The following is a 24601-nucleotide window of genomic DNA, read 5'->3' on the forward strand; positions in this document are numbered from 1 at the left end:
GACAAATGACTATTGACAAATGACTATTGACTCTTGGGGCGAAAATTCGGTAGTTCCACAGATGCCAACGACTTACGCCCCTTGGGTGGACGTTGGGGATAAACCACAGGTGAAGGTGAATTACCGTCATTGGTGTTATCACTTAATGACTCTGAGGAAAAATCATTTTCTGACAATTCCAACTGTGACAATTGAGAAACTTCTGACCAGTAATCTTCAGCTTCTCCAATAGGCGGCTCAGTGTGGAAGGAAGTAGAAGACACCAGTAAGTTATTGGCTGGTGAAAGTACAGAATCTGTCGTCCAAGAAGTAGAGGTAGTTACAGAGCGATTAATTTCTGCCTCTAACTCCTTCTCTCGTGGACTTTCTGCTTCCTCATCGTCTTCTAATATTGTTGCCAAAGTCTCCCATACAGGGGCATTATTACCATCCACATCTGTTTTTGCAGTAGGCGGTGGTGATGCAGATGGAGGCTGGGAAGTGAAAAACATTTGGATGAGACTATCTAATTGCTGATCTAAATTGGATGACCCCGAAGTTGAAACAGCTTCAGGTGTATCTGGGGAATCGTCAATTTTTGGAGAGGGGGCAGGAGGTTCTGCTGATTTTGGGGTATTTTTTTTAACTGACCAGTTCCAAGAAGATGGTGGCGGTGGAGTCGGTTCAGTTCTTTGGAATGGGATTGGTGCTGACGGTTCACCCCAAGAATCATCTTCATTTTCAGTCAATGATTCTGATTCTGCTGACCAAGGTTGAATTGGTTGGGCGTTAGGAAACAAAGACCGAGCTTTTCTAGAAAATCTTCCTTGGCTACTAGTTATGTCTTTGGGATGTTTTGCAGTATCTTCTAAGGAGTCATAGCTAGGAACCGATGTATCTAGACATTTTTCCAGAGCCGCTTTGAATTGCAGCGTCTGACGTTGTTGTCGCATCAGTCTAGTACGTAACTCCCGACAAACAGTTTCTGACTGCAATAACTGCTCAGACTGTTCGCTGTTATTAGTGTGTAACAACGTACATTCTCGCTCTAGCTGGGCAAGGCGTTGCTGGCTAATTTGTAGCTGTGCTTTATAACTATCAGTGAAAATTTCCTGACGTTGAATAGTTTGTACAGCAATTTCTAATTGTTGAAATAAAGATTTTATCTGTTCTTGAGCCGCAGCTAGTTCCTGAGTATGTTGGTTGAGCATCGACTCGGTAACGCTAGAGCGCGTTTTCTGCCACTGCAAAACCTTTTCAGACTCAGCTAGATTGTCTTTTAGCTGCTCTACTTGCTCATACAAGTTATTGTTAGCTGCACGCAATTCTTCGTTCAATGCCAGCAGGTTCTGAAATTCTGAATCAATAAGTGCTTGCTTGCCGATTTCCGGCTCTGCAACCCAGTCCTGCTGGGTGGTATCTTTTGAAAATTGTCTATCTTCAGCCGGCATGAGGAGTGGCAGTTGTTTAACTGCCATATTGTCATTAGGCACAACTGAGTAAAAGGGACAACTCGCCTGCTCCGATTGTGGCGAATTAGCAGAATTTAGGGATTCCATCACAGCCCCCTTATTTGAGGTGTCAGCTTCATTCATCACTCTTGACCCACCTGCCTAAAAATATCAGCAGTGCTGGCATTAGCATTGCTTATCAACCTTGTCTAATCAGGGTTTGCTCTAGAAGCTAAGTTTAACTCTCTCCAGGCACCAGCAATTAATCATCAATTGGTGTTCCCTATTTTGGATCTAGACTGATGCCGTTATAACACTATGATGCTCGTCCCCGTCAAGAAGAGGCAGAGGGGAACGGCGCAGGTAGCAGGGGAGATTAAAGCAGTGGTGCCTCTGTCCCAAGGAAGTTTTTTACATGAAAAAACTGCCTCAGATTATATTTTATTTTCTATAATCGCATCTGTCTTAAGGTTTAAATTTAAAACGTCTTCTTTAATACATTTCTATACTGACTCATTTATTACTTAGGATAGATGTCAGTACAAGTATCTACTATTCGATGATAATTCTGTTATTTTGAGCGATCGCTATTAATGTCAGCAAACAACTAAGAGCTTCTGCTAAGAGTAAAATGTTAAGAAAACCTGACAAATGCGAATAAATACGTACAAAATAATATCGAAGCAGTAATAATTAGAATAAGTAAATTAATAAAACTTTTTTAAAGAATAATCTCAACTTAGTACAGGCTTTTTTCTCGTTAAATATAGTCCCAGCAAGCAACCTCAGTCTTAGCTAGAAGAGGCTTTTTTTATCAACTTGCCTTCAATATATCAAGTTTGTTTAATGACTACAAGAAAATTGTTTAAAGTATACTTGACTACTTACAATTATTTTTTACATTGTAGTTTAATTAACAAGAAAATTATTTTATTCAAGCGTTAATACGGATACACTTTTTAATTAATTTATTAAAGAATAATTGTAATAACCGAGTTTTCTACTAGCCATAAAGTAATTATAAAGACCATAATTACTACCTATCAATGTGAGATTGAGTTAGAGAAAGCGGTGTGGTAGCTAGGCTTATCCAAAAATTCTAAGTTTAAAATAGGGGTGCTAAAGATGACCGACATACTTGCAATAGGTGTAAATATAAAGCAAGAAGCTGTCCAATTACCGCTAGTTGCAGAAAATTTTGACAGTTTTTGGGACAAAGAAATTAGACCGTTATTCACAGATGAGTCTCTATCTTTTCGGGTAAAGACTCTGAAGGGAAACTATGTAAATTACGTCAACTTGGATAATGGAGCTACAACCACTCCCTTTACAACCCTCAAGCAGCATGTAGACGAGATGCTTGACACATACGGCAGCGTGCATAGAGGTTCTGGGCAAAAGTCCATCATCACTACACGAGAGTATGACGCTAGCCGGAACGTCATTCGAGACTTTGTGGGGTCATCTTCAGACAACTATGTAATCTTTGCGAAGAATACAACAGAAGCAATTAATGGAGCCGCCACACTTTGGGCAAAAAAACCTGGGAAAATCTTAGTTTCTGATATTGAGCATTCATCAAACCTGCTCCCTTGGATTACTAGAGACGAAGTTGTCCAATACAGAACCCAACCGGATGGAAGTGTAAGTGTCGCAGAAATAGAAGATATATTCAAGGCACACCAAAATCTTCCTGAAGCCGAGCAAATTAAGTTAGTAACTATTACAGGTGCTTCAACAATTACAGGTTATAGACCCCCAATTTATGAGATCGCAGCTTTAGCACATCGGTATGGTGCTAAAATTTTTGCCGATGTGTGTCAGTTAATTCAGCATGAACGAGTAGATATGCGTGCTGATGATGACCCATGTCATTTAGATTTTGTAGCTTTCTCTGGACACAAGATGTATGCACCTTATGGAACTGGGGTTTTGCTGGGGCCAAAGGAATTTTTTGATAGTTCTTACCCTTATCAAATTGGTGGTGGGAACCTGCCTTATATCACCAGAAATCTAGAGATCAAGCGTTTTTATACAGAACGGGCCCATGACCCTGGAACACCAAACGCAATGGGTGCGATCGCCATTGCCAAGGCAATTGAAATTATCGAAGCAGTAGGGCGCGATCGCATTGCTAAGTATGAACACTCTCTAGTTGAATTCACATATACACGGCTTAGGCTGATTCCTGGAGTTAAACTACATATCCCAGGAGATAATTTAGCCCATGTTATTCCCTTTGATATTGATGGGTTTGATGGACGCTTAGTAGCAGAAATTCTGGCACAAGAATACGGCATTGGAGTTAGGGCTGGCGCTTTCTGCACTTATGAATACATTCGCAAACTCAAGAATATTTCGGATGAGCGAGACTACGAGATTGCTCAGGAAGTAGACAGGGGAATTACACGCAACATACCTAGTATTATCCGCGCCAGCTTTGCAGTATATAATACATTAGAAGACTGTGATCGCTTTATTGATGCGATCGCACAAATTGCTAAAAACGGATTTGCTCACTATTTGCCCAACTACACACAAGATGAAATAACTGGTGTTTGGACGGCGATAAACAGCTAGTCTCTTCAGGGCATGGATAAGAGGCAGAGGGGCAGGGGGAATGGTGCAGAGGAGAGAAATTTTCTGCCTGTTCCCCACTCCCTTATCTCTGTGTCTATAAATTACGAATTACAAATTACAAGGGGGTATAGCTTGAGTGATGAAAACCTCTTAGACCAAGAGGATTATCTACAGGCACGGGTTGATGAGTGCATCTGGCAAAAAAGCACAGATGTAGGTATTTCGCGCCAGCGCTTTCTGAAAATACTAGCCACGATGGTTGGTGCAACAGCTATCGGAGGGTTAACTAAACCTGCGCCTGCTCATAGTCAGGCAGCTGTTAAAGCTAAGGGCAGTAAAATACTTAAACCATTACCAACAGGGTATATCTCTCATAGCAAAGGCACGTTAGAGATGAACTGGGAAGCGATGTATGGGCGTGGTTATTTAGTACCAAACGATTGGTTTTATGTTCACAACCGCAGTACACCTCCGCCTTTTGACCCATCTATATGGCGTTTGCAAATTCATGGCACTGGCGTTTCTGTCCCTTGCGAGTTCACTTACGATGAAATCATTGCGATGCCGTCCATCTCGGTAACATCTGCCATTGAGTGTGCTGCTAATGGTCGGCGCTTCTTTGAAGAGGCTTATAACAAACCACTCACTGGAACCCGGTGGAGGCTTGGGGCGATTGGTGTGGCTGAGTGGACTGGTGTACCACTGAGCATATTATTAGAGCGGGCTGGATTGAAATCTACAGCAAAAGACGTACTCGTAGAGGGTGCAGATTTTGATTCGCTGGACTCAAAGGGAACAAATAAATCTAAATTCAACAATGTAGTTCCGATTTCCAAAGCATTAGCAGATAACTCGCTCGTCGTTTATGCAATGAATGGAGAACCATTACCTCCAGATCATGGCCAGCCGTGCCGTGTCTTATTCCCTGGTTGGGGAGGGAACGCCAACGTTAAATGGATTGAGCGGATTGAGGTTTCTGAAACACCGATATATACCCAGTGGGTAACGGAGCAGATGGTACTGGTTGGTGCAGATTACCCAGCGATCGCACCATATAAAGGTAAGCTGATTACCTATCAAAATGTTAAGAGCGCTTTCGAGTTAGCTTGGCCCGCTACGCTTTCGGCTCGAACCCATTTACTACGTGGACGTTCTTGGTCTGGGAAAGGAAAAATTGCCCGTGTCGAAGTCAGTCTAGATGGCGGTAAAACTTGGCAGTTTGCACGACTGAGAGAACCAAACTTTCCATTTGCATGGACACGATGGGACATTGAATGGAACCCAGTCCCTGGCGAATATTTTCTCCAAGCTCGTGCTACTGACAATTTAGGTAACACACAATCGAGTACAGTGCCGTGGAATGATTTTGGATTGCTCTACGGAGGCATTGTTAGCCATCCGGTGACAGTACGGGGATGAGAGAAAAAGAGCAGGGGGCAGGCTTGCCGTGAGCGTAGCCGAACGGGAGCAGAAGGGCAGAGAGCAGGGGGAGATAAGGAAGACAAGGGGAGAAGAAGAATCATCATGCCCAATTCCCAATTCCCACTTAGCACTATCACTTTTCTAGAAAAATACCTATTTATGATTGATTTTAGTTGGTTGATTTTAGTAACTGGGGGTTTAATATCTGGAGTCATAGCCGGACTTTTAGGAATAGGTGGCGGTATTATCACAATTCCTCTTTTAGTCACACTAGGTTATACTCCCGTTCAGGCGATCGCTACTAGTAGCCTTGCTATTGTGATTACTTCCATTTCTGGAAGTTTGCAGAATTGGTCGATGGGATACTTTGACTTTAAACGAGTAATCTATTTAGGAATTCCAGCTTTTCTAACTACTGGAATAGGTGTATATTTCGCCAAAAAAATTCCTTCCTACATCATACTCTTTACATTTGGCATCATACTACTCGCTAATATCTATTTGATTGAACTTCGTAAGGAACTGGCCCTCAATGAAAAAGATAATACAGCCCCAGTATTTAACCCATTAGTTTCTAAAATTGGCACTGGGGGAGCAGCAGGAATTTTAGCAGGTTTATTTGGCTTAGGTGGCGGTACGATTATGGTGCCATTACAAATGTTGCTACTGGGAGAAGAAATTAAAGTAGCAATTCAGACTAGTTTGGGTGTAATTGTCATCACTGCTTTAGCTGCCTGTACAGGACACACATTAGAGGGAAATATTCTGTTTGCTCAAGGTTTAGTTTTGGGATGTGGTGGTCTTTTAGGCGTTCAGATGAGTACTCGCACATTACCAAAACTGCCAGATTCTACTGTAAGTTTAGTGCTTCGCATCTTCTTGGGCACACTATCAATCTATCTTTTTTGGGAAGCTTGGATAAATTATCAACACATAATTTAGTAATTTGTAATCAAGTCGGTAAGCCAACTTAACTTCTTAACTCTGCATTGAGATATGCCAATGTTTTTAATCTGTCAATATAGTTTTAATTTTCCGTATTAAACTTATTTTTAATTTCACTTATAAAGGAAGTATATATTTAAGCTTACTGTTCTATCTCTCATAGATATTATCTACTATATTGAGCTAATCTGAATGATTTTGGATATCAAAAGTTACTAATTTTATACTAACCGCATAGCGTACTAGACCTACAAAATCATAAATATTAAGTCGTTTCATCAAATGCACTCGGTGTGCCTCGACCGTTTTAGTACTGATGCTTAATAACTCTGCAATCTCTTTTGTGGAAAGACCTTCTGCAATTAATTTTAAGATTTCAAGCTGGCGCGATGTTAATAAAGAGCTAGGCTTGTTGTTGGTAAAGATACGTTCTTTTTTTGTCGATAATTATGACTCTAGTTGATGAGGTCGGGTAATTTATAATTTTAATTCATCATTCACTAAATCAAGTTTTGTAGTATAGTTTTTAACCTTAATTTTTAATTCTTCATAGGCTTTAGATAACACTAACTCTGCTTGTTTATTTCTAATAATATTTAGTGCTGTTTGAATAGCAACATAGAGATTTTGTTGACTAATAGGTTTTATAATATATCCACAAGTCAATGTTAATGTTGCTCTTTCTACAGTACTTTTATCAGAGTATGCTGTAATATAAATAAAAGGTATTTGGAGACAATTCCAAATTTCTACCGCCGCTTCAATACCATCCATTCCACCCCGTAATTTAATATCTATTAAAACTAAATCTGGGCGAAGCTCAGTTGCTTTCTCAATTGCTGTTTCTCCTGAATCTACAATATCTACAACAGTGTATCCGATCCAATAAATCAATACTTGTCGGGTTCTGGGGATAAGGGGTGGGGGAAAGGGGAAAGAAAAAACCTTTAACCTTTCCCTAAACCCAATTCCGAGTTAAAAATTCAAAACCCAAGCAGTATTGGGGCATAAATAAATTTACTTGCTCTGAAACTCAGCCAGGGGTAATTCCAATATGGTTCGGTTAAAGCGAAAAGGTTTTGATATACATCCTTTACCCAGACCACAAGGAAAGTGAAAAATGCTTATCCGAACCGTATGGGGGTAATTCCACTATTTTTCCCCTGCCCCTGCTCCCGCGCCTCTTCAGGTCAAGGTAGCCACCGGGGACGAAATCCGGCTAAGGGGAGTTGTTCTGGTCTAATTTCAACAGTCGCAGCATCAGCGATGGGTAGTAGAGGCATTAACCACAGGCTACTGGTAGCAATAACATCTCCATCATCAGTTTTCAAAGTGTTGGTGGGTAATGATGCTGGGGGGTTTGCCTGCGGTACTACTTGGTCAAATAACAAGCCTAAACCGTCAGCAGATAAACTCATTTGCACATTTCGTTGAGCGGGAGGCAGTACTAGCAGTGGTTTCTGTTGCCCGGTTTTCAGATCAATTGCCACCACATAAGGTTGTTCTATATATTGTTCCTTGGATACTAGCTGTGTCAGCAAGCAGTAGAGGGTGGGTGAGGCAATATCAAATTGGCAACTGAGAATTGAACCTGTAGTTTTTAATAGTTGTTTCTGTACACCTTGGTTTGTCACTAAAAACAAATCTCGCGTGTAATCTGTATTAAACTTTACCATTGCTGCTTGAGAGCCATCCTTAGAGAAAGCCTGTACCAAGCCAAACTGCGGCAAAAAATCTAGGGGTTTACTGGCATCACCTTGCAGTGGTAAGATTGCTGCTCCCTGTCCTTGGGCAACTGCTACGGCTTTACTATCTGGGGTGATCATAAAGTCTCCCCCTGGTTGGCTTTTCAGACGTTTAGGGGTGGGTTTTTCTGCTGAACCATCGCTGCTTGCTGGCATAAACCATAGTCCAAAGTCGCCGGGATTATTTTTGTTTCCGCGCTGGATGACAATAGTTTGCCCATCAGGTGATAAGTCAAATTTCAGGTTTTGATAATCTTTACTATCTAAAACTAGGTCAACTTTGCCTCCTGGTTGTGCTTCTTGTCCAGATTTACTAGAAACGCCTGTTGTGACTGTGTACAGTTGGGCTGAAAGTAAGTCTTCGTTATTGCTGGCGCGAGCCGAAAATAAAATTTTCTCTCCATCTGGAAATGACTCGAAGTCCATTACTATCAAGTCTTTGGGGGTAAGTACCCTTTTTTGCTCTTGGGTTAAGTTGTATAGAACTAATCGCCCCTGTTCTTCTTGATTGGTTCCGATGTAAAGAATGACGCGATCGCGTGTGCGGAAGCTACCTGTAAAAGCCTGGATCAACCGATTTTTGCCCTCTTGCTGTGCAAACTTATCTTTAGCTCCCTGTAACTGCAATTTATAATTTGTGCCATAAGGTGCTGGTGTTAACAGCGTATAAACCATTCGCCGACCTGCCCAACTGAATTTACCTGCTAGGGGTGGCTCGATTTTCAAGTTATCCTCTACGCTTTTTGTTTCCATTGGGCGGCTGAAGGTGAGGGTGAAGGAGTTATCTTCCGCCCCAATCTGTTGATTTTGCCAGGTAAAGTCCCGCACACGAGCAGTTACCACATCACCTTGCAATATGATTAACCCAATCAGCACACTTAGCAGTAGCATCAGTGCGATCGCTATCCGATCGAGTGGTTGGATAAATGTTTTAGATTTTGTCATTGGTCATTTGTCATTGGTCATTTGTCATTGGTCATTTGTCATTTGTCATCAACAAATGACTAATAACTATAAGGATTCTGGGGTTGAGGAATCTTTTTGAGAGAAGTAGCGGCAATGGTCAGTTGGCGTTTACCTGCCAAATTTTCTGTCATCATTTGGCCTTCTACTTCCAGCCAGGTGTCGGGGGAGTAACGCTCTTGATTGTTTGGGAGTTTGACAGGTAATCCTACTGGGTAAGCATCTGCTGCACAGCAAGTTAAGACAAATCGGGCTAAGAACAAATATTCCTTTCCTATATCTGGCGGATGAATAACAAATCCCTGAACTTTGACTTTTTGACCTGTATATGTGTCTGGTTCTGGATAGACATTGACAGTGCGTACCCAATCTACAAGCGATCGCTCCTCTGGACGAACAGTAGCTCGAAAAGCTTGGGGTTTGACGCGTGTACTTCCCAATAAATCGGTGGTTACGCCCCTTTGGAGTGCTTTGTCACTAGCAAAAACTTGCGGTGTAATGATAAAACCTAGAATCGCTGTAATCAACAATAAAGCACTGCCCCAACCAGGGGGAAATAAACTAATATGTTGGCCGTTTGGCGTAACATCACGGCGACGGCGCTGCCAAAGTTCCTGCATCTTGAAGAAACCAATAACAATCAAGCTGATACCTGTCACAACCACAAACCAAATGTAATTTGGGTGAATCAATAGGTTTAGCTTGTTAGTCAGCCAATATCTCAACATCAAAATGCCCCAAGATGTAATTGCTAGGGCATCCAACCAAGGGAGTAACAGATTTGGGATTTTAGATTTAGGATTTTTATTAGCCATTAGTTATTGGACATGGGGCATTGTTTATTTGCGAAGAACAAAAGATTAATTCTTTAAAAAACGTGCAAGTTGAGGAAAAGAGTTAACACAAATGTTAATTGTGCTGCTAGAGCAAATAAGTAAAAGACAGTTTTGGGCTTAAAAATAGATAACATCAAACCAACACTTTTGATGTCAATCATTGGGCCAAACACTAGAAATGCCAACAAGGAACCGCTACTAAAGGTCGAGGCAAAAGACAGGGCAAAGAAAGAATCGACTGTAGAACAAATTGACACCACTACTGCTAATATCAGCATGACTACAATCGAGCTAATAGGCCCGGCACCCAAACTGAGAATTAATTCACGGGGAGCTAAGACTTGAATCGCAGCTGCGATCGCACTTCCTAAAATCATCACTCCGCCCAATTCCCGGAATTCTTGGACGCTATTATCTACCACTAGGCGCAGTTTATCTGCAAGGGGTTTATTGGTATTAGAAATTGGGGCAGTCGGCTGTACAAAATTAGCATCAATCCGCAGAGGTACACCTGCTTTTCCCCCTAAAATATAAGTCCCGGATTGCAAGATATTTGGTATCGCTTCTTGCTGTTCTACTTGGTAACGTTTACCACGGCGTTTGGTTTCTGGTTGCGCGGGTGGATTAAACTTCATATACCGAGCGATCGCAGGCTGAATTATCGGATTTAAGTCTTTTTGAAAACTGAAAACAAAACCAATAATTGTGGCAATTGATAGAGAGAATACGACTCGTAAAACCACTATTTCTGGCTGATCTCGAAATGCTGTCCAAGTTGACCAAATTACAATTGGGTTAATTGTTGGCGCTGCTAGCAAAAAACCAATGGCGACTGGTGTGGGTACTCCCTGAATCAGGAACCGCCGTGCTACTGGCACATTCCCGCACTCACACACCGGAAATAAAAAGCCGATCATGCTGCCAACTAAAGCACCCAGCAGCGGATTTTTGGGCATTTTTTCTACTAATTTGCGCTCATCAACAAAAAATAGCAGCAAACTGGAGAATAAGACCCCAAGAAGCAAAAAAGGCATCGCCTCGACTAGCAGACTTAGAAATATCGTAAAACCATTGTTCAGTTGATTCATGTGCGTCGCAGTCAAAAGCGGTTTTTAGTTTTAGGGTTCTGCCTAGTCATTCTATCGAAATGGGGATCAAAAGCAGTTCGGAAAAATTAAACATCATTTAAGTAGCAAGTTATCTTACGTTTCAAATAGCGCTTAAACGCTACAAACCTTTGCTTCAGCCAAGATAGTAATTTTTACCTGAGTGCATTTACTGACGATGACCAGTTCTAAGATTGTCTAAGTTCAGAAATTGTTCCGATTATAGAGGGCAAGTAGCTGCATAGATAATTTGAAGTTACCTATGTTTATACTTACAGTAATTTGCTGGATAAGATATTAGCTCGGCTGTATTTTCATCAAGTATTCACAGTTATTGAACAATTGGCGACACCGAATAGCTCGTCGTAGATATCGCTCTTGGTTGCTACAACAATTGATTTTGCGTAGTTATGGCAAAATCTAATCTGAGCTTTGCTTGATTTTTTACTATAAAAACTCTAAAAAAGCAAGACAAAAGTTTAGCAAACACATTAAATGCTTGCAATACCTTGTCCTTTAGCACAAGGTATTGTGGCGATCGCTCTTTTGTATATATAAAAGTCGCCATTAGGCTAGGAGCCTGGACGGTAGCCATTCAAAACCCCGATTTATTTAAAAAGTCGGGGTTCTAGTATTCGCTGTTAATTACGTTTTTGTGGAGTTCCCCAAATCTTGATTTGTCGATCAAATCCGCCACTGGCGAGGATTTTACCATTGGGACTAAAAGCGATCGCACTTACCCAGTCTGTATGTCCATTCAGTGTATTGATTAACTCACCTGTAGTTAAATTCCACACTTTAATCCCATCTTTGCCGGCACTAGCAAGGGTTTGTCCATCGGGGTTAATGGCGATCGCATTTACCCAGTTATTATGTCCTGTGAGAGTGCGGACTAATTCTCCAGTATTAATATTCCACAGTTTGACTGTGCGATCGCGGCTAGCACTCACTAATGTTTGTCCATCTGGTGTAAAGATGACAGCGCTAACAACATTAGAATGAGCGACAAATTCACTGATTAATTTACCAGTACTCAAGCTCCATACCTTGATTACACCCTTACTATCACCACTAGCTAAGGTCTGTCCATCAGGGCTAATGGCTAGAGTATAAATCAAGTTATCGAAGCGTACTAGAGTCCCTAAAGGGCGCTGCTGTAGTAAATCCCATAGCCGAATCCCATCCAAAGCTCCACTGATCAGAACTTTACTATCAGGAGACACCGCTAAAGATAATACGTTGCTGGTATGTCCGACAAAAGAGCGGCTAAATTTAAAATTTTTCAGGCTCCAGAGGTTAATCGTGTTGTCATCACTACAACTAGCAAGGGTTTGCCCATCGGGTGAAATCACTAAAGACTCTATGGCTGATTTGTGTGCTTTATTAATATCCCCTAACTTTTTACCATTTACTGGATTCCACAGGCGAATAATACCCTCATTTTCTGCACCCCCACTCGCAAGAATTCTGCTATCTGGACTGAAAGCGAGAGATTTAACAGTTCCGTTATGTCCTCTGAGTGTGTAAAGTATTTGGGCATTAGCAAAGCTGTTAGTAGTTGGGGAGTTTGGTGTTACTTCAACGGCAGCATGAGCTTGATGAATGTAAAACCCTTGCCAGATAGTCACTGGAAGGGCAAGAGCTGCCATAAATGACAGGATAATATACGGACGCAGAAAATTATCCCCACCTCTTCCCTCACTACTCACACTTTTTCCTCACTTTTTATATACAAACAAACCACTTAGAATGATGAATTATCAACTCATAACGGGCTAAACCTTAGCTATCCGCTAACAGCACTCTTAAAGAGGTGGTTTTTTCTTAGAAACGCTTAACATTGGTAAAGGCGCACTAGAAGAACGAGAGGGCAAATAATGTTGCACCACAGGTTCCTCTGGTAGAGGACGGCGCTGCTGGAAACGCCACAGCTTAAAGGCTAGCGCTATGCCTGTTGTTCCTAAACCAAAAGCGAACAACGACCAGCTATCATTCAATCCGCCAATCAGGGCATCTATAGCGCCCATCGTCACCAATACACTGATTAGTGGCTCTTTTCGGTAGGTTGACTTCAAAAAACGAGGTAATACAGCATTCATCACAGCTTGGTTGGTTCCAGTTCAGCTTTTGTGTATATTTACCAAGAATACCTCACCCTTAATTTGCCTTTCTCATCGAAGGCAGACACTAATTATGATTTTTTTTAGTTGGGGAGGAACTATAGTCATTAATTGCCTTGCACATACTAGTTGCAAGTCTATGATATTTCCATCACTAATAGGTATTTTGATTCCTCTCTTGCTTACATTCTAGTGCAAAGCACTTCGCTATCAATTGCCAAAGTCAAAACCAACTGGTTGTTCCAGCTGGTTGAAACTCTTTTAACTACTAGCTTACAACTTGCACATTATGCTGGTTGGTGGCACTACTTCAGACCCAGCCATGATAGCACCCCTTGATTAGTGACATATTCAATCACCAGCATCAAAGCGAAGCCAATCATTGCAGCTCGACCATTCAAGCGTTCAGCATATTCGTTAAAGCCAAACTTTGGCTCTTCTAGTTTAGGTGTAATTGTTGGTTGTGTTTGTGTCATTTTTAAGAAACCTTTTTTTCGGCAAACGGGAGTTGATATGAGAATTCACAGCAATTGTCAGGTATAAGCGGTAAAGGTTAAAGGAATTGAATAGTATTTTCCCCTTCAGCTTTACCCTAAACTTGGTAACTTATGAGCTAATTGCAGTGCTTGAATGTCAAGATGACTTGATTGATTCAGCAAAAGCTTCCTAGTAGGGAGCTATACAATCGCTCTTTTAATAAATTGTTACTATTCTTTATATATTGTATAAACACTGGGGTAATAGTCAAGGGCTTGAGTTTGGGGCTACTCAGATTAAATTAAGAAACTTAGAACACAGATTAACTATCTTTAATACAGCTATCTGTAATAAATCGGTAGCAAGCTTGAGATTCGCAGGCTAAAGTTAAACAAAAAAATTATCAGAGGCTATATATGGAAATCGGCGTTCCAAAGGAAAATAAGGATCAAGAATTTCGTGTAGGGTTAAGTCCTTCTAGTGTGCGGGTGCTGCGAGAAAATGGTCATAGCATTTTTGTAGAGACACAAGCAGGTAATGGTGCCGGATTTTCAGATGACGACTACAGAAGTGCTGGAGCCGAGATTGTCCCCACATCAGAAACGGCTTGGAATCGGGAATTGGTTGTGAAAGTTAAAGAGCCGTTGACATCTGAGTATAAATTTTTGCAGAAAGGGCAGATATTATTTACTTATTTACATTTAGCCGCCGATCGCAAATTGACGGAACATTTAATTGATTGTGGTACAACTGCGATCGCCTACGAAACTGTAGAACAACCTGGTGCTAACAAACTTCCTTTGCTTACCCCCATGAGCGTGATTGCTGGTAGGTTAGCAGTACAATTTGGGGCCAGATTCCTAGAACGTCAGCAAGGTGGTAGAGGATTGCTTTTGGGCGGTGTCCCTGGAGTCAAGCCGGGTAAAGTAGTAATTTTAGGTGGCGGTGTTGTCGGCACAGAAGCAGCTAAAATTGCAGTTGGTATGGGTGCGATCGTCCAGATTTTAGATGTGAGTGTTGAACGCTTATCTTACCTAGAAACCTTGTTTGGCTCTAGGGTGGAATTTCTTTACAGCAACTCTGCTCATATTGAAGCTGCCGTTAAAGAAGCCGATTTACTCATCGGTGCAGTTTTAGTGTTAGGACGTAGGGCACCAACATTAGTATCGCGTGAATTAGTTAAACAAATGCGCCCTGGTTCGGTAATAGTTGATGTAGCCGTTGACCAAGGTGGTTGTATAGAAACTTTACGCGCCACATCTCACACAAATCCGGTATACCTTGAAGAAGGTGTGGTGCATTATGGCGTACCTAATATGCCAGGAGCAGTACCTTGGACAGCAACTCAGGCACTCAATAATAGTACATTACCTTATATCGTCCAGTTGGCGAATTTGGGAATTATGGCGCTAGAAGTTAACCCAGCCTTAGCGAAGGGTGTGAATGTGCAGAATCATCGCTTAGTGCATCCGGCTGTACAAGAGGTATTCCCTGATTTGGTAAATTAAGGTTAAACAGTTAATCTAAATAGTTAACACAGCCACCCCACTGGTAACTTTTAAGGAATATCTAGCCTAAAGTCTCTATCTGGGGTGACGGTGCTGATCTGGTAAAAAGGTTGGTGTTGCATATTTGCAAGATGATATTTTTCCCATAGAGGCGTACAAACGCAGAGAGAATAAAAAAGGAGTTTTACATTTTAATAGTTAAAACTAAAACTTCATCCTTCTATTCAACAATGGCCAAAGGTTTAATCAAGAGAAGAAGTTGTTTTTAGTGGCAAGACCAGATTATTTCTCAAAGCATCGTGAAATTGAACCTAATAGCCCGGTTAGTGATGTAGCTGAAGAGGTCATCTAAATTTTATCTTAAGTACACTATTTCATAAATCAGGTACGGAATTAGTCATTATGGATGAACTGTGTCTAGGTTCATGAAAATTTTGATTTCCGATTCTTTTTTGCAGTGACGTGTACTAAGTTATCCAAGATTCTTGCTTTAACTCCACTAACTACCTTCTAGAAGAAGAGCACAGTCCTTGGTGTCACCCAGAGGCAAAGTAGGTTTTTTTATCACAACAGAATAAAAATGTCAGTCGTCATAATTCATTCTAAATTCTGTACGACTGGCGGATGAATAATCGGCATTTTTGCACACCAAAAAAAATTGAAAATTTGGTGGTCAACTTTCGTAGTGGCTGGTCTGAATCCCCCACAAAAAGATTGCATAATTCTGCATTCTTTTTCAAGTTTTCATATTTACTACAACCTTATTTTCGCACAGTACTTACTCACTCAAACAACTCTACTATGAGCGGTAAATCTTCGCTATCAAACATGCCCCAACCCGATTCTTATCAGTCCCAGAAATTTGAAGAGCTTATCTTACAAGAATATCTGCGTCAAGCACAACAGACATTTAATTTATGTCAAGTGGCGATTTATACTTCCCTATTTATTAGTGCAATTGGAGCAGTCCTATTATTTTGTGGCAAAGCTCACGAAGGAACTGCCACAACTGCTACAGGCTTAATATCAACTACATTTTGTACTCTGATGGTAAGATATTCCAGTCATAAACTAGAGCAATTGAGACGGAGTTTAAGAGAAATTCGCTCTCGGAAGCGGTAGGTAACTTTTTTGGCAGGGTTATTGGGTTTGAAGCTTCTTGGAGATTCATCCTGGAAGCTGCTTTTTTATCAAATTTCTACATTCATTTTCAAGCTAAGAATTCGTCTAGCTGCACAAAATCAGGCTTGGCAATACTTGGCGCTTAAGCCCTTTATTCTATGCAACCTCACAGGTAATCGCTATCAAAAGTGTTCTAGTTGACATAGATTTATGTGATAAAATCAACTTTTTAAAGCATTACCAAACTACCTTCTGCTTCTTCCTCTAATTCATAACCATTAGTCAGTTTTTCAATTGCTTGGTCAAGCATTGCCAAACCCTGATCTACCTTTTCAACTAAACTTAGCTGTCCTCGGAGTTCGGCAGCACCAACGAAACCCTTAGCATACCAAGTCATGTGCTTACGGGCTTGACGCACACCGCGATCGCCTTTATATTCCCACAAGGCTTGTAAATGATCTCTTGCACATTCCAAACGCTGAATCGGGGTAGGTGTCGGTAATATCTCCCCAGTTTTCAGGAAGTGATCGATTTCTCCAACCAAAAACGGATAACCCAAAGTCCCACGGGAACACATCACACCATCAGCACCAGTTTGTTCTAAACATTTCACCGCCGCTTCAACGGAAAAAATATCTCCATTCCCAATTACGGGGATAGAAAGCACTTCCTTTACACGAGTAATCCATTCCCAACGGGCATTGCCATTGTATCCTTGGGCGCGGGTGCGTCCGTGGACTGTGATCATTTGTGCCCCTGCATCTTCCATCCGCTTGGCAAAATCGAGAATAGTAATTTCGTTGTCATTCCAGCCAATACGGGTTTTTACTGTCACAGGCACATCAACAGCTTTTACCACTTCCCGCACAATTGCTTCTGCTACTTCTGGTTGCCGCAACAACGAAGAACCGCCACCATTTTTAGTGATTTTATTTACCGGGCAACCCATATTAATATCAACAGTATCAGCACCTTCTGCAACTGCCTTTATTGCTGCTTCTGCCAAAAAATCGGGACGGCAATCAAATAGTTGAACGCTAATTGGGCGTTCGTTGGGATCTACCTCCATGATTTTGGGTAACTGCTTAACATAATGCAATCCCGTAGCATTCACCATTTCGGTATACATCATCGAATCTGGCGCATAGCGACGCACGAGACGGCGAAACACCATATCCGTTACTCCAGATAGAGGCGACTGGAGAACCCGACTTTTTACCTCAAACGATCCAATTTTGAGGGGTTGGGAAAGTCTAGCTTGGAGAATCGGGGAAAGCGAAATCATACAAAAAATTAAAAATTATGGGAATGGAAAATAACAAGATTATTTATGGGTATCTGTGAGCATTGCTAATTGTAGGTTAGGTATCCTGACTTGGAGGCTGTTTTTGCATTTCTTGCTCAACTTCCTCTAAACTCAAACCTAACTCTTTTGCCATTTCTTCAAAACTCAATCCCAATCTCAACAACAAAGGTATCATTCTAAACTTTTCTTCACGCGCTCCTTCTTGTTTTCCCTCTTGCTTGCCTTCTTGCTTGCCTTCTTCCTTCCCTTCTTGATAAACTCGTGTTTGTTTCAAATCACTTAGCCCAAACATACCTTCAATCTCCTTTCGACTCATCGTCGGAAACTTATAAACCAAAATTGTCTCTATTAATTCTAGTAACTGCCGCCGTTGTGGTTCAAAGTTGATTTCTTGCTGAGTTCTGTCTATTAACTGCCTAGCAGCTATAATTGCTGTCTCCTCTTCATCCACGACTAATTTCATCGTAGCAATTCCAACTGGCAATGATGCAGTTTCACCCAATTCATTAAGATAAATGCGAGTAACACGATTGCTAGTGAAAAATTCGCTGTAATTATTGATATCTGCTGTATCTAAACTGCGATTGGGATAGATAACTACTCCTCGCCAAGAATTTTTAGGTTTATTTTGACGTAAGTATAAACAAATTTCTGAAATTAGGCGCGAATAAATTTCTGCGTCGGTTTGAAACTGGACTTCAACAAAATAAATCGGATTTTCTTGCCCTTGTGTTGGGAGAAAAACACCATCTATACGGAATGTTGTTTGCTTGATTTCAATTGAGGAGAATTTATAACTCTCTGCGGTTTGGGGTGGATTACCAATTAATTCAAAAAATATCCCAGGAAGTTCTTGAAAAAGGCGGTAAAAAATGCTGTCAGTTTTCACGCTTGATGTAGTGCGGTGATTTAAACCGTTAGATTTTACCGTGAAATACTACTGATAAAAATTAGTAAACCGACTGCGGAAAGCAATCGGCTTAACAAAATTCATTATTTAGTTGCAATTTAGCCGTGAGTTGCACCTTGAGGGGGACTTGAAACAACTTTTTTGGCTAAACCCAAAGTCTGCAAAAATAGGATGCTCCACCAAGTAACATCAATCTCCCACCAAGACAATCCAGATTTAGCCATGTGGGGATAAGTATGATGGTTGTTGTGCCATCCTTCTCCATAAGTTACGAGGGATACCCACCAAAGATTACGAGCGCCATCGTTAGCATCAAAGGTGCGATAACCCCAAAGGTGTGATGCTGAGTTCACAAACCAGGTTGAGTGCCAAAGTAAGACACATCTGAGAAACACTCCGTAGAATACAAAAGGCCATCCTCCTAATCCATATAGGAGCAATGCGAAGGGTATTTGCAATAGCAAGAAGTAGCGATCTAACCAACAATAAAAGGGTTGTCTTGCTAAATCAGGGGCATATTTTTTATAGGTGTCATAGTCAAAAAATTCTGGGCGTGGGTAAAAAATCCATAATATATGGCTCCACCAAAACCCTCTTTGAGCAGAGTAGGGGTCTAAATTGATATCTTCGGTGTGCGCGTGATGCTGGCGGTGTCCACCTACCCAAAAAATTGGCCCACCTTGCAAAGCTAGGGCTCCGATTAGGGCGATCGCATACTCTAACCACTTCGGAACTTGGAAACTCTTATGGCTCAGTAGTCTATGATATCCCAGGCAAATACCAATGCTCCCGAATAACCAGTGGAGAAACACTAGCAAACCTAATGCTGGCCAGGAGAAGAACCAAGGAGACATAAGTGCTAAAGCATGAAATGTAGCAAAAAATACTACATTTGTCCAACTGAGTCGAGGTGAGTTGCCTCTCTCAGGGGCGATCGCCCCAAAATTTGCGGTCATAAAAATTCCTGTTGATGGATGATGAAGCAATTTGCCTTTTCTCGGATGCCACCCCACAAGGGATTTACCCGCACTGTATACTAATTCGTTACAGTTGAGTAAAGCAAGTATCACTTACATTTGTTATGCTAGCAGAACTCTGATACCTCTGCAAGTGCCACTTGCATTTTTCTATGTCGTCTCACCTCGTTTCCACTCGTCAACGCTTGATTCAAGCTGCACTTGAGTTGTTTTCTGCTCAGGGAGTTAGCGCTACCACAACCCGCCAAATTGCAGAAAAAGCCGAAGTCAACGAAGTGACTTTATTTCGGAATTTTGGCAATAAGCATGGACTGCTTTTAGCAGTGCTGGAAGAGTCCGCAGCCTTTAAGGATTTAGGTGAATCGCTGGTGCGGCGGGCAACGCCTCCCGGCAATGTGTACCAAGCTCTGAAAGATTATGCAAGTGACAGCTTGCACGCATTAGAACGAGTGCCAGAGTTTGTCCGGTCTGTGGTAGGTGAAGCCGACCAATTCCCGGCAGAAAATCGCCGCGCATTAGGCAGGGGAGTCACAGAGGCAAACCGTTATGTAGCTCAGTATTTAGCTACTGTAATCCAGCAAGGGCACCTAAATACTTATTTACCAGCAGAAAAATTAGCTAGTTTGCTAAATGGGATGATCTTGGGATATGCCGTAATTGAGTTCACCAGCGAATTTCACGAACTTTGGGAGGATCGGGATGATTTTCTCGAAAATTTGGTGGAGTTGTTTTTACATGGAGCTATGTCATCCTCAGCAGAATCAGCAATAAACTGCTTACAAGGAGGATTCGCCACTACAGAAGTAGCTGATTTACCAGCTAGTTTAGTTTACGAAATTTTACAACAAGCCAGGAAATCGGGAGTACGAGATTATGCCTTGGCTTATGTGTTATTTGGGGCTGGGTTATCCGCCACAGAAATAATTAACTTGGAGCGATCGCACCAAATTTACGATCCTCAAGGGCACTTCCTGCAAATTACAATCCCCGGATTTGTTCGTCAAGTACCGGTAAATCAGTGGATTTTGGGCAAACGCTACGGTTCTTTTACCAATAATCCCTTAATTAAATGGCTGAAAAGTCGTAAAGATACTCAAACAGCCATGTTTTTAAATGAAACAGGTAAACCCATGACAGAATCAGAGCTTGAGACACGTTGGCAAGTATGGAGTGAGGGACTATTAACTCCCCAAGGACAAACGCCAGCGATCGCTCAGGCACAACAAACTTGGCGCGTAGAAATGTTAATGCGGGGAATCACCTTGGAAAACCTGATTATCTTAACAGGTTGCGATCGCTCCCAATTACAACCTTATGTCCGCCGAGCCAAAGAAAAAGCTGCCCTAGAGCAAGCTACCCGTTTGGATCATAAGCCAGGATAGGGTACGCCTAAGCAATTACAAATTAAAAATTAAAAATTAAAAATTAATCAATGCAAGGGCAGTAAGCATTTTGGTGTCGATCAATTGTTTAATTCAACGGTTCCATGATGGCTCTTAAACCATTGCTAGAGAGTGTTTTGAGCATTTCTTTAGCGTTATATTCACTGCTAAATACTCCTGCTTGCATAACTCTTTGACCTTCCCAAACTGTGGGAAATGCACCAGGAGCAAGCGATCGCACTAAGTTTTGATCCCTATCAGTTAGAAGTGGAACTACTACGCGATAACGGATACCGAATTGTGTTGCAGATTTACTAGCATAAGGAATACTTTCAGAACTTGTTTGCATATTCCGAGCATTACCCATAGGGATATTCTGATTGGGAAGTGGTAAAAGTGCTGACGCATTTGGGGCAGTAGCTTCTAGTATTGGCAATGGCTGCTGTGTTTGATTCCTTGTGCTGGCAACTGAATTGGATGGGTACTCAGGGGCAGTAAATTCAATCGTATTAGGATCAATCCGCACATAATTTAACTGTGGTGTATTAGGCGGCTGTGCTGAACTGGAAGTTGCAATTTGAGTGTTAGTTGGTATTTGTCTCGCCGACAAGCTGCTAGGAGTCGGAAATCCAGCAACTTTAGATGTGGGTTGCTGTTGATTGGATACAAGCGTGGAAAGTGGAACCTTAGCTGGCACTAATGGCAGCTGTTGACTGTTTAATTGTGTAGAAACAGGATTATTTGCTGAAATACTGTTGCTGTTTTGCCTATTAGTAGTTTCAGAGATTTCGGGAGCCGAGAAGGTGATTTCCCCAGTTGGTGGTACTTCTCGTAACACATTATTGGGAGTCGATTGAGAATTTTGTGCTGCTAGTGCTATTGTCCCGTTAATATCTACCTTGCCAGTGATGCGATCACTCACAAGATTATTACCGCCAGCAGAAATCACCTGTTTAGCAGCGCTGGCGTTAATGTCGTAACGGGCATTATTTTGAAATTGATTACCCCCAGGTTCAGATGCACTACCCAAATCTGGCATTGCTTGAGCGATCGCAACTAGACCATCTTCTTTATTATCTTGAATAATATTATTCCGTAAAATCGGGTGGGCCTTTGCTTGCACCACAATTCCCGATCTATTGTTCTGAATTTGATTGCCTATAACTATCGGAGCGGCATTTTGGGCAATATTAATGCCAAAACCCGTTTGGTGAAAGACATTTTCTTTCACTTGGGGACTGGAATTCCCGGCAATTGTCATGCCATTGGCTCCATTGCGATCGAAGTAATTCTTGCTAATGGTAGGTGCAGCATTACCACTGACAGAAATCCCATCTTGGGTACTGCCGATAAATGTATTTTCCGCGATTACCGGATCGCTAGATTCAATCCATAAACCGTAACCTCGGCGATTGGAATTCGTCACCGTTACCCCAGTGAGCAAGGCTTGGTTTGCCCCCACAATTGTGACATTTTGACCGCCAAAGCTCCGACTCAGGTAATCACCGCCTCCCTGAATGATAATATCCTTACCTTGATTGCTAGGGTTGCCTTGAATTGAAACACCCGGTTTCAGCATTAAGGGAAATTCCTCTCCTGTCTCGGCGCTATAAGTGCCAGTGGAGAGCATAATTACAGTATTGGGGTTAGCTAATCGCAACGCATGGGTAATCGTTTTCACAGGAGCAGATTCGCTACCATTACCTGCGCCGTCATTTCCACCATTTGGGTTAACAAACAGCACGTTAGCCTGAGAATTTTTTGTCTCACCTAGAGGTGCTGAATTTGGTGTTGATGGCATCTGAGCGATGGCATTATCCAGGAACGTCATACTTGTCGCTCCCATTCCTACGGTAAAAGATAATACCGATAAACTAAAAAATAAAAGTCTTGCTGATTCCAGAAACTTCAGCTTTACAAGCATAATATCTACTCTACGGTACTTAGGAAACACACGGTAGTGAATCATATTTAACACAACTCCTTAGAAGTAACAATAAATTCTTATACTCTTAGAGAGTATTATGTCGATAATATTACTCACATATTGACCGATTGGCGATTTTTAATACAGGGTAATAAATGATATTGTGTCTGTTCGAGAATACCTTGCTCTAAAAGACACGCTACGCGATCGCCCAAATACCCTGACCCTAAAAGAGCTTGTAATTCAGGACTCACGCCAAAAATTCTTCCTCGAAAGACAAACACTATCTCAATAGTATCTATGCCAATACTTGTCGGGTTTTGGGGAAAAGGGGAAAGAAAAAACCTTTAACCTTTACCCTTTAACCTTTTCCCCAAACCCAATTCCGAGTTAAAAATGCTTTACCCGAGCAGTATTGGTATCTATGCAGTCTCAATCTAATTTGCCCATTGGAGATTTTCTAATGTATCCCTTTGGGCTAGTCCTTTGTAAGCTCGTTGTTCACCCTAAAATACTTGACTAACCTTAGTGCAAAACTGTAGCCTCAAACTACCCTTATCACTGCATATAAGAACATGGGATAATTTATTGTAACCCTCATTACTACGCTTTTTCGCGTATATTCGGCAAAAATTGAGTAAAAAAAGCAAATTAATTGACTTATGGTTACTAAGAGATATGATAATTCACATTTTGATGAAAGCACTAACGGGGTTGTTGTAATGGTCGAGCCATACAGCCAAAAAGAGCAAGTACAGCAAGTTGTCTATCGCATTTTAGATGCCAATTTAGACCGCGCTCGTGAAGGGTTGCGAATTATTGAAGAATGGTGTCGGTTTGGCTTGAATAATGCCCAGTTAGCTCTTGAATGCAAGCGTCTGCGACAAGAATTAGCCAAGTGGCATACCCCGGAATTACGAGCGGCGCGAGACACACCAGGCGATCCTGGGACTGAGTTAACTCATCCTCAAGAAGAAGAACGAGCTAGTATAAAATCAGTATTGCAAGCTAACTTTTGCCGTGTCGAAGAAGCATTGCGGGTGTTGGAAGAATACAGCAAGCTTTATCAGCCAAATATAGCTAAAGCTTGTAAGCAGATGCGCTATCAGGTTTATACCCTAGAAAGTAGTTTAATGGGTCATCAGCGCCATCAATTGTTGTGGCGATCGCATTTGTATCTTGTTACTTCCCCGAATGAAAATTTGTTGAATAACGTCGAAGCTGCACTTAAAGGGGGATTAACGCTTCTACAATACCGTGACAAAACCACCGATGATTCTTTGCGTTTGGAACAAGCCAGAAAACTCCAGCAGTTATGCCATATCTACGGTGCTTTGTTCATTGTTAACGATCGCGTGGATCTAGCTTTAGCTGTGGATGCAGATGGGGTACATCTGGGACAACAAGATATGCCTATTGCTATTGCTCGGCAATTACTTGGTTCCCAGCGTCTGATAGGTCTTTCTACCACCAATAAAGAAGAAATGCAAAGAGCAATTGCTGAAGGTGTAGATTACATTGGCGTGGGGCCAGTTTATGAAACTCCCACGAAAGTAGGTAAGGCCGCAACAGGTTTAGAATATGTCAGCTATGCTGCGAAGAATTGCTCAATTCCCTGGTTTGCCATTGGCGGAATCGATGCCAATAATATTAATGATGTGATCGATGCTGGAGCCAAACGTGTAGCAGTGGTGCGATCGCTCATGCAAGCCGAACAGCCTACCCTAGTAACACAATATTTGCTTTCCCAACTCAATCGCATTAAGCCAGAACTCTAAAAGAGTCATTTGTCATTTGTCATTTGTCATTAGCCCAAAGTGAGTAACCAATTCACCATTCCTCATT

The 24601-nt window shown here is 41.6% G+C and carries 21 protein-coding genes; 7 read left to right on the forward strand and 14 right to left on the reverse strand.

Annotated features, from left to right (window positions below):
• Positions 1–23: 23 nt before the first annotated feature.
• Positions 24–1574: a hypothetical protein gene (locus tag IQ274_RS05875; RefSeq protein ID WP_194141682.1), complete on the reverse strand. Its 1551-nt coding sequence runs from the start codon at positions 1572–1574 to the stop codon at positions 24–26.
• Between the two features lie 981 nt (positions 1575–2555).
• Here IQ274_RS05875 and IQ274_RS05880 point away from each other — a divergent pair.
• From IQ274_RS05880 to IQ274_RS05890, 3 genes are all read left to right on the forward strand, one after another.
• Positions 2556–4010: an aminotransferase class V-fold PLP-dependent enzyme gene (locus tag IQ274_RS05880; protein WP_163932746.1), complete on the forward strand. Its 1455-nt coding sequence runs from the start codon at positions 2556–2558 to the stop codon at positions 4008–4010.
• A 132-nt stretch (positions 4011–4142) separates the two neighbouring features.
• Entirely contained in the window at positions 4143–5429 is a 1287-nt protein-coding gene (locus tag IQ274_RS05885) for a sulfite oxidase (RefSeq protein ID WP_194141774.1), read from the forward strand.
• A gap of 162 nt (positions 5430–5591) precedes the next feature.
• Positions 5592–6374 (forward strand): sulfite exporter TauE/SafE family protein, encoded by a 783-nt coding sequence (locus IQ274_RS05890; RefSeq protein ID WP_163932752.1) that lies wholly within the window; start codon positions 5592–5594, stop codon positions 6372–6374.
• Between the two features lie 186 nt (positions 6375–6560).
• Here IQ274_RS05890 and IQ274_RS37950 read toward each other — a convergent pair whose 3' ends face one another.
• The 8 genes from IQ274_RS37950 to IQ274_RS05930 form a co-directional block, all read right to left on the reverse strand.
• Positions 6561–6803 (reverse strand): LuxR C-terminal-related transcriptional regulator, encoded by a 243-nt coding sequence (locus tag IQ274_RS37950; protein WP_163932794.1) that lies wholly within the window; start codon positions 6801–6803, stop codon positions 6561–6563.
• A 51-nt stretch (positions 6804–6854) separates the two neighbouring features.
• The gene (locus tag IQ274_RS05900; protein WP_175586847.1) at positions 6855–7271 is read right to left on the reverse strand and encodes a response regulator; all 417 of its coding nucleotides are present in this window, start codon (positions 7269–7271) and stop codon (positions 6855–6857) included.
• Positions 7272–7567: 296 nt separating this feature from the next.
• Entirely contained in the window at positions 7568–9067 is a 1500-nt protein-coding gene (locus tag IQ274_RS05905; RefSeq protein WP_194141683.1) for an Ig-like domain-containing protein, read from the reverse strand.
• Between the two features lie 59 nt (positions 9068–9126).
• Positions 9127–9900 carry a TIGR03943 family putative permease subunit gene (locus tag IQ274_RS05910; RefSeq protein ID WP_163932759.1) on the reverse strand — a complete coding sequence of 258 codons (774 nt, stop codon included), beginning with the start codon at positions 9898–9900 and terminating at the stop codon, positions 9127–9129.
• Between the two features lie 53 nt (positions 9901–9953).
• Complete coding sequence (locus tag IQ274_RS05915; RefSeq protein ID WP_194141684.1) at positions 9954–11009, reverse strand: permease; 1056 nt, start codon at positions 11007–11009, stop codon at positions 9954–9956.
• A gap of 659 nt (positions 11010–11668) precedes the next feature.
• The gene (locus IQ274_RS05920; RefSeq protein WP_163932766.1) at positions 11669–12676 is read right to left on the reverse strand and encodes a WD40 repeat domain-containing protein; all 1008 of its coding nucleotides are present in this window, start codon (positions 12674–12676) and stop codon (positions 11669–11671) included.
• Positions 12677–12832: 156 nt separating this feature from the next.
• Positions 12833–13126, reverse strand: coding sequence for a hypothetical protein (locus IQ274_RS05925; RefSeq protein WP_012410339.1), 294 nt, complete (start codon positions 13124–13126; stop codon positions 12833–12835).
• 326 nt (positions 13127–13452) lie between these two features.
• Positions 13453–13623, reverse strand: a complete 171-nt coding sequence (locus IQ274_RS05930) for a chlorophyll a/b-binding protein (RefSeq protein WP_012410338.1) — start codon at positions 13621–13623, stop codon at positions 13453–13455.
• 417 nt (positions 13624–14040) lie between these two features.
• On the opposite strand from IQ274_RS05930, the gene ald reads away from it, so the two are divergent.
• Together ald and IQ274_RS05940 are read left to right on the forward strand one after the other, a co-directional pair.
• A complete protein-coding gene (ald, locus tag IQ274_RS05935) occupies positions 14041–15132 on the forward strand; it encodes an alanine dehydrogenase (protein WP_163932769.1) in 1092 nt (363 codons plus the stop codon).
• A gap of 828 nt (positions 15133–15960) precedes the next feature.
• Positions 15961–16254, forward strand: a complete 294-nt coding sequence (locus tag IQ274_RS05940; protein WP_194141775.1) for a TRADD-N-associated membrane domain-containing protein — start codon at positions 15961–15963, stop codon at positions 16252–16254.
• 229 nt (positions 16255–16483) lie between these two features.
• Here the strand turns inward: IQ274_RS05940 and dusB are convergent, their stop codons facing one another.
• The 3 genes from dusB to IQ274_RS05955 all read right to left on the reverse strand — a co-directional run bounded on the left by dusB (position 16484) and on the right by IQ274_RS05955 (position 19426).
• Positions 16484–17539 (reverse strand): tRNA dihydrouridine synthase DusB, encoded by a 1056-nt coding sequence (dusB, locus tag IQ274_RS05945; protein WP_163932772.1) that lies wholly within the window; start codon positions 17537–17539, stop codon positions 16484–16486.
• Positions 17540–17615: 76 nt separating this feature from the next.
• The gene (locus tag IQ274_RS05950; protein WP_194141685.1) at positions 17616–18449 is read right to left on the reverse strand and encodes an Rpn family recombination-promoting nuclease/putative transposase; all 834 of its coding nucleotides are present in this window, start codon (positions 18447–18449) and stop codon (positions 17616–17618) included.
• Between the two features lie 119 nt (positions 18450–18568).
• Entirely contained in the window at positions 18569–19426 is an 858-nt protein-coding gene (locus IQ274_RS05955) for an acyl-CoA desaturase (protein ID WP_163932778.1), read from the reverse strand.
• Positions 19427–19599: 173 nt separating this feature from the next.
• On the opposite strand from IQ274_RS05955, the gene IQ274_RS05960 reads away from it, so the two are divergent.
• The gene (locus IQ274_RS05960; protein WP_194141686.1) at positions 19600–20829 is read left to right on the forward strand and encodes a TetR family transcriptional regulator; all 1230 of its coding nucleotides are present in this window, start codon (positions 19600–19602) and stop codon (positions 20827–20829) included.
• Between the two features lie 88 nt (positions 20830–20917).
• Here IQ274_RS05960 and IQ274_RS05965 read toward each other — a convergent pair whose 3' ends face one another.
• Positions 20918–22798, reverse strand: a complete 1881-nt coding sequence (locus IQ274_RS05965) for a DUF1565 domain-containing protein (protein ID WP_194141687.1) — start codon at positions 22796–22798, stop codon at positions 20918–20920.
• Positions 22799–22869: 71 nt separating this feature from the next.
• Positions 22870–23010, reverse strand: a complete 141-nt coding sequence (locus IQ274_RS05970) for a hypothetical protein (RefSeq protein WP_163932787.1) — start codon at positions 23008–23010, stop codon at positions 22870–22872.
• Positions 23011–23418: 408 nt separating this feature from the next.
• On the opposite strand from IQ274_RS05970, the gene IQ274_RS05975 reads away from it, so the two are divergent.
• Positions 23419–24534, forward strand: a complete 1116-nt coding sequence (locus IQ274_RS05975; RefSeq protein ID WP_194141688.1) for a thiamine phosphate synthase — start codon at positions 23419–23421, stop codon at positions 24532–24534.
• Positions 24535–24601: the final 67 nt, after the last annotated feature.

This window comes from Nostoc sp. LEGE 12447 (assembly GCF_015206985.1).
GTDB lineage: Bacteria > Cyanobacteriota > Cyanobacteriia > Cyanobacteriales > Nostocaceae > Nostoc.

Excerpts from the sequence above, each read along its gene's own strand:
- IQ274_RS05875 (WP_194141682.1), bottom strand. The coding sequence starts at position 1,574 with ATGAATGAAGCTGACACCTCAAATAAGGGGGCTGTGATGGAATCCCTA.
- IQ274_RS05880 (WP_163932746.1), top strand. The coding sequence starts at position 2,556 with ATGACCGACATACTTGCAATAGGTGTAAATATAAAGCAAGAAGCTGTC.
- IQ274_RS05890 (WP_163932752.1), top strand. The coding sequence starts at position 5,592 with ATGATTGATTTTAGTTGGTTGATTTTAGTAACTGGGGGTTTAATATCT.
- IQ274_RS05905 (WP_194141683.1), bottom strand. The coding sequence starts at position 9,067 with ATGACAAAATCTAAAACATTTATCCAACCACTCGATCGGATAGCGATC.
- IQ274_RS05910 (WP_163932759.1), bottom strand. The coding sequence starts at position 9,900 with ATGGCTAATAAAAATCCTAAATCTAAAATCCCAAATCTGTTACTCCCT.
- IQ274_RS05915 (WP_194141684.1), bottom strand. The coding sequence starts at position 11,009 with ATGAATCAACTGAACAATGGTTTTACGATATTTCTAAGTCTGCTAGTC.
- IQ274_RS05920 (WP_163932766.1), bottom strand. The coding sequence starts at position 12,676 with ATGGCAGCTCTTGCCCTTCCAGTGACTATCTGGCAAGGGTTTTACATT.
- IQ274_RS05925 (WP_012410339.1), bottom strand. The coding sequence starts at position 13,126 with ATGAATGCTGTATTACCTCGTTTTTTGAAGTCAACCTACCGAAAAGAG.
- IQ274_RS05930 (WP_012410338.1), bottom strand. The coding sequence starts at position 13,623 with ATGACACAAACACAACCAACAATTACACCTAAACTAGAAGAGCCAAAG.
- ald (WP_163932769.1), top strand. The coding sequence starts at position 14,041 with ATGGAAATCGGCGTTCCAAAGGAAAATAAGGATCAAGAATTTCGTGTA.
- IQ274_RS05940 (WP_194141775.1), top strand. The coding sequence starts at position 15,961 with ATGCCCCAACCCGATTCTTATCAGTCCCAGAAATTTGAAGAGCTTATC.
- dusB (WP_163932772.1), bottom strand. The coding sequence starts at position 17,539 with ATGATTTCGCTTTCCCCGATTCTCCAAGCTAGACTTTCCCAACCCCTC.
- IQ274_RS05955 (WP_163932778.1), bottom strand. The coding sequence starts at position 19,426 with ATGACCGCAAATTTTGGGGCGATCGCCCCTGAGAGAGGCAACTCACCT.
- IQ274_RS05960 (WP_194141686.1), top strand. The coding sequence starts at position 19,600 with ATGTCGTCTCACCTCGTTTCCACTCGTCAACGCTTGATTCAAGCTGCA.
- IQ274_RS05965 (WP_194141687.1), bottom strand. The coding sequence starts at position 22,798 with ATGATTCACTACCGTGTGTTTCCTAAGTACCGTAGAGTAGATATTATG.
- IQ274_RS05975 (WP_194141688.1), top strand. The coding sequence starts at position 23,419 with ATGGTTACTAAGAGATATGATAATTCACATTTTGATGAAAGCACTAAC.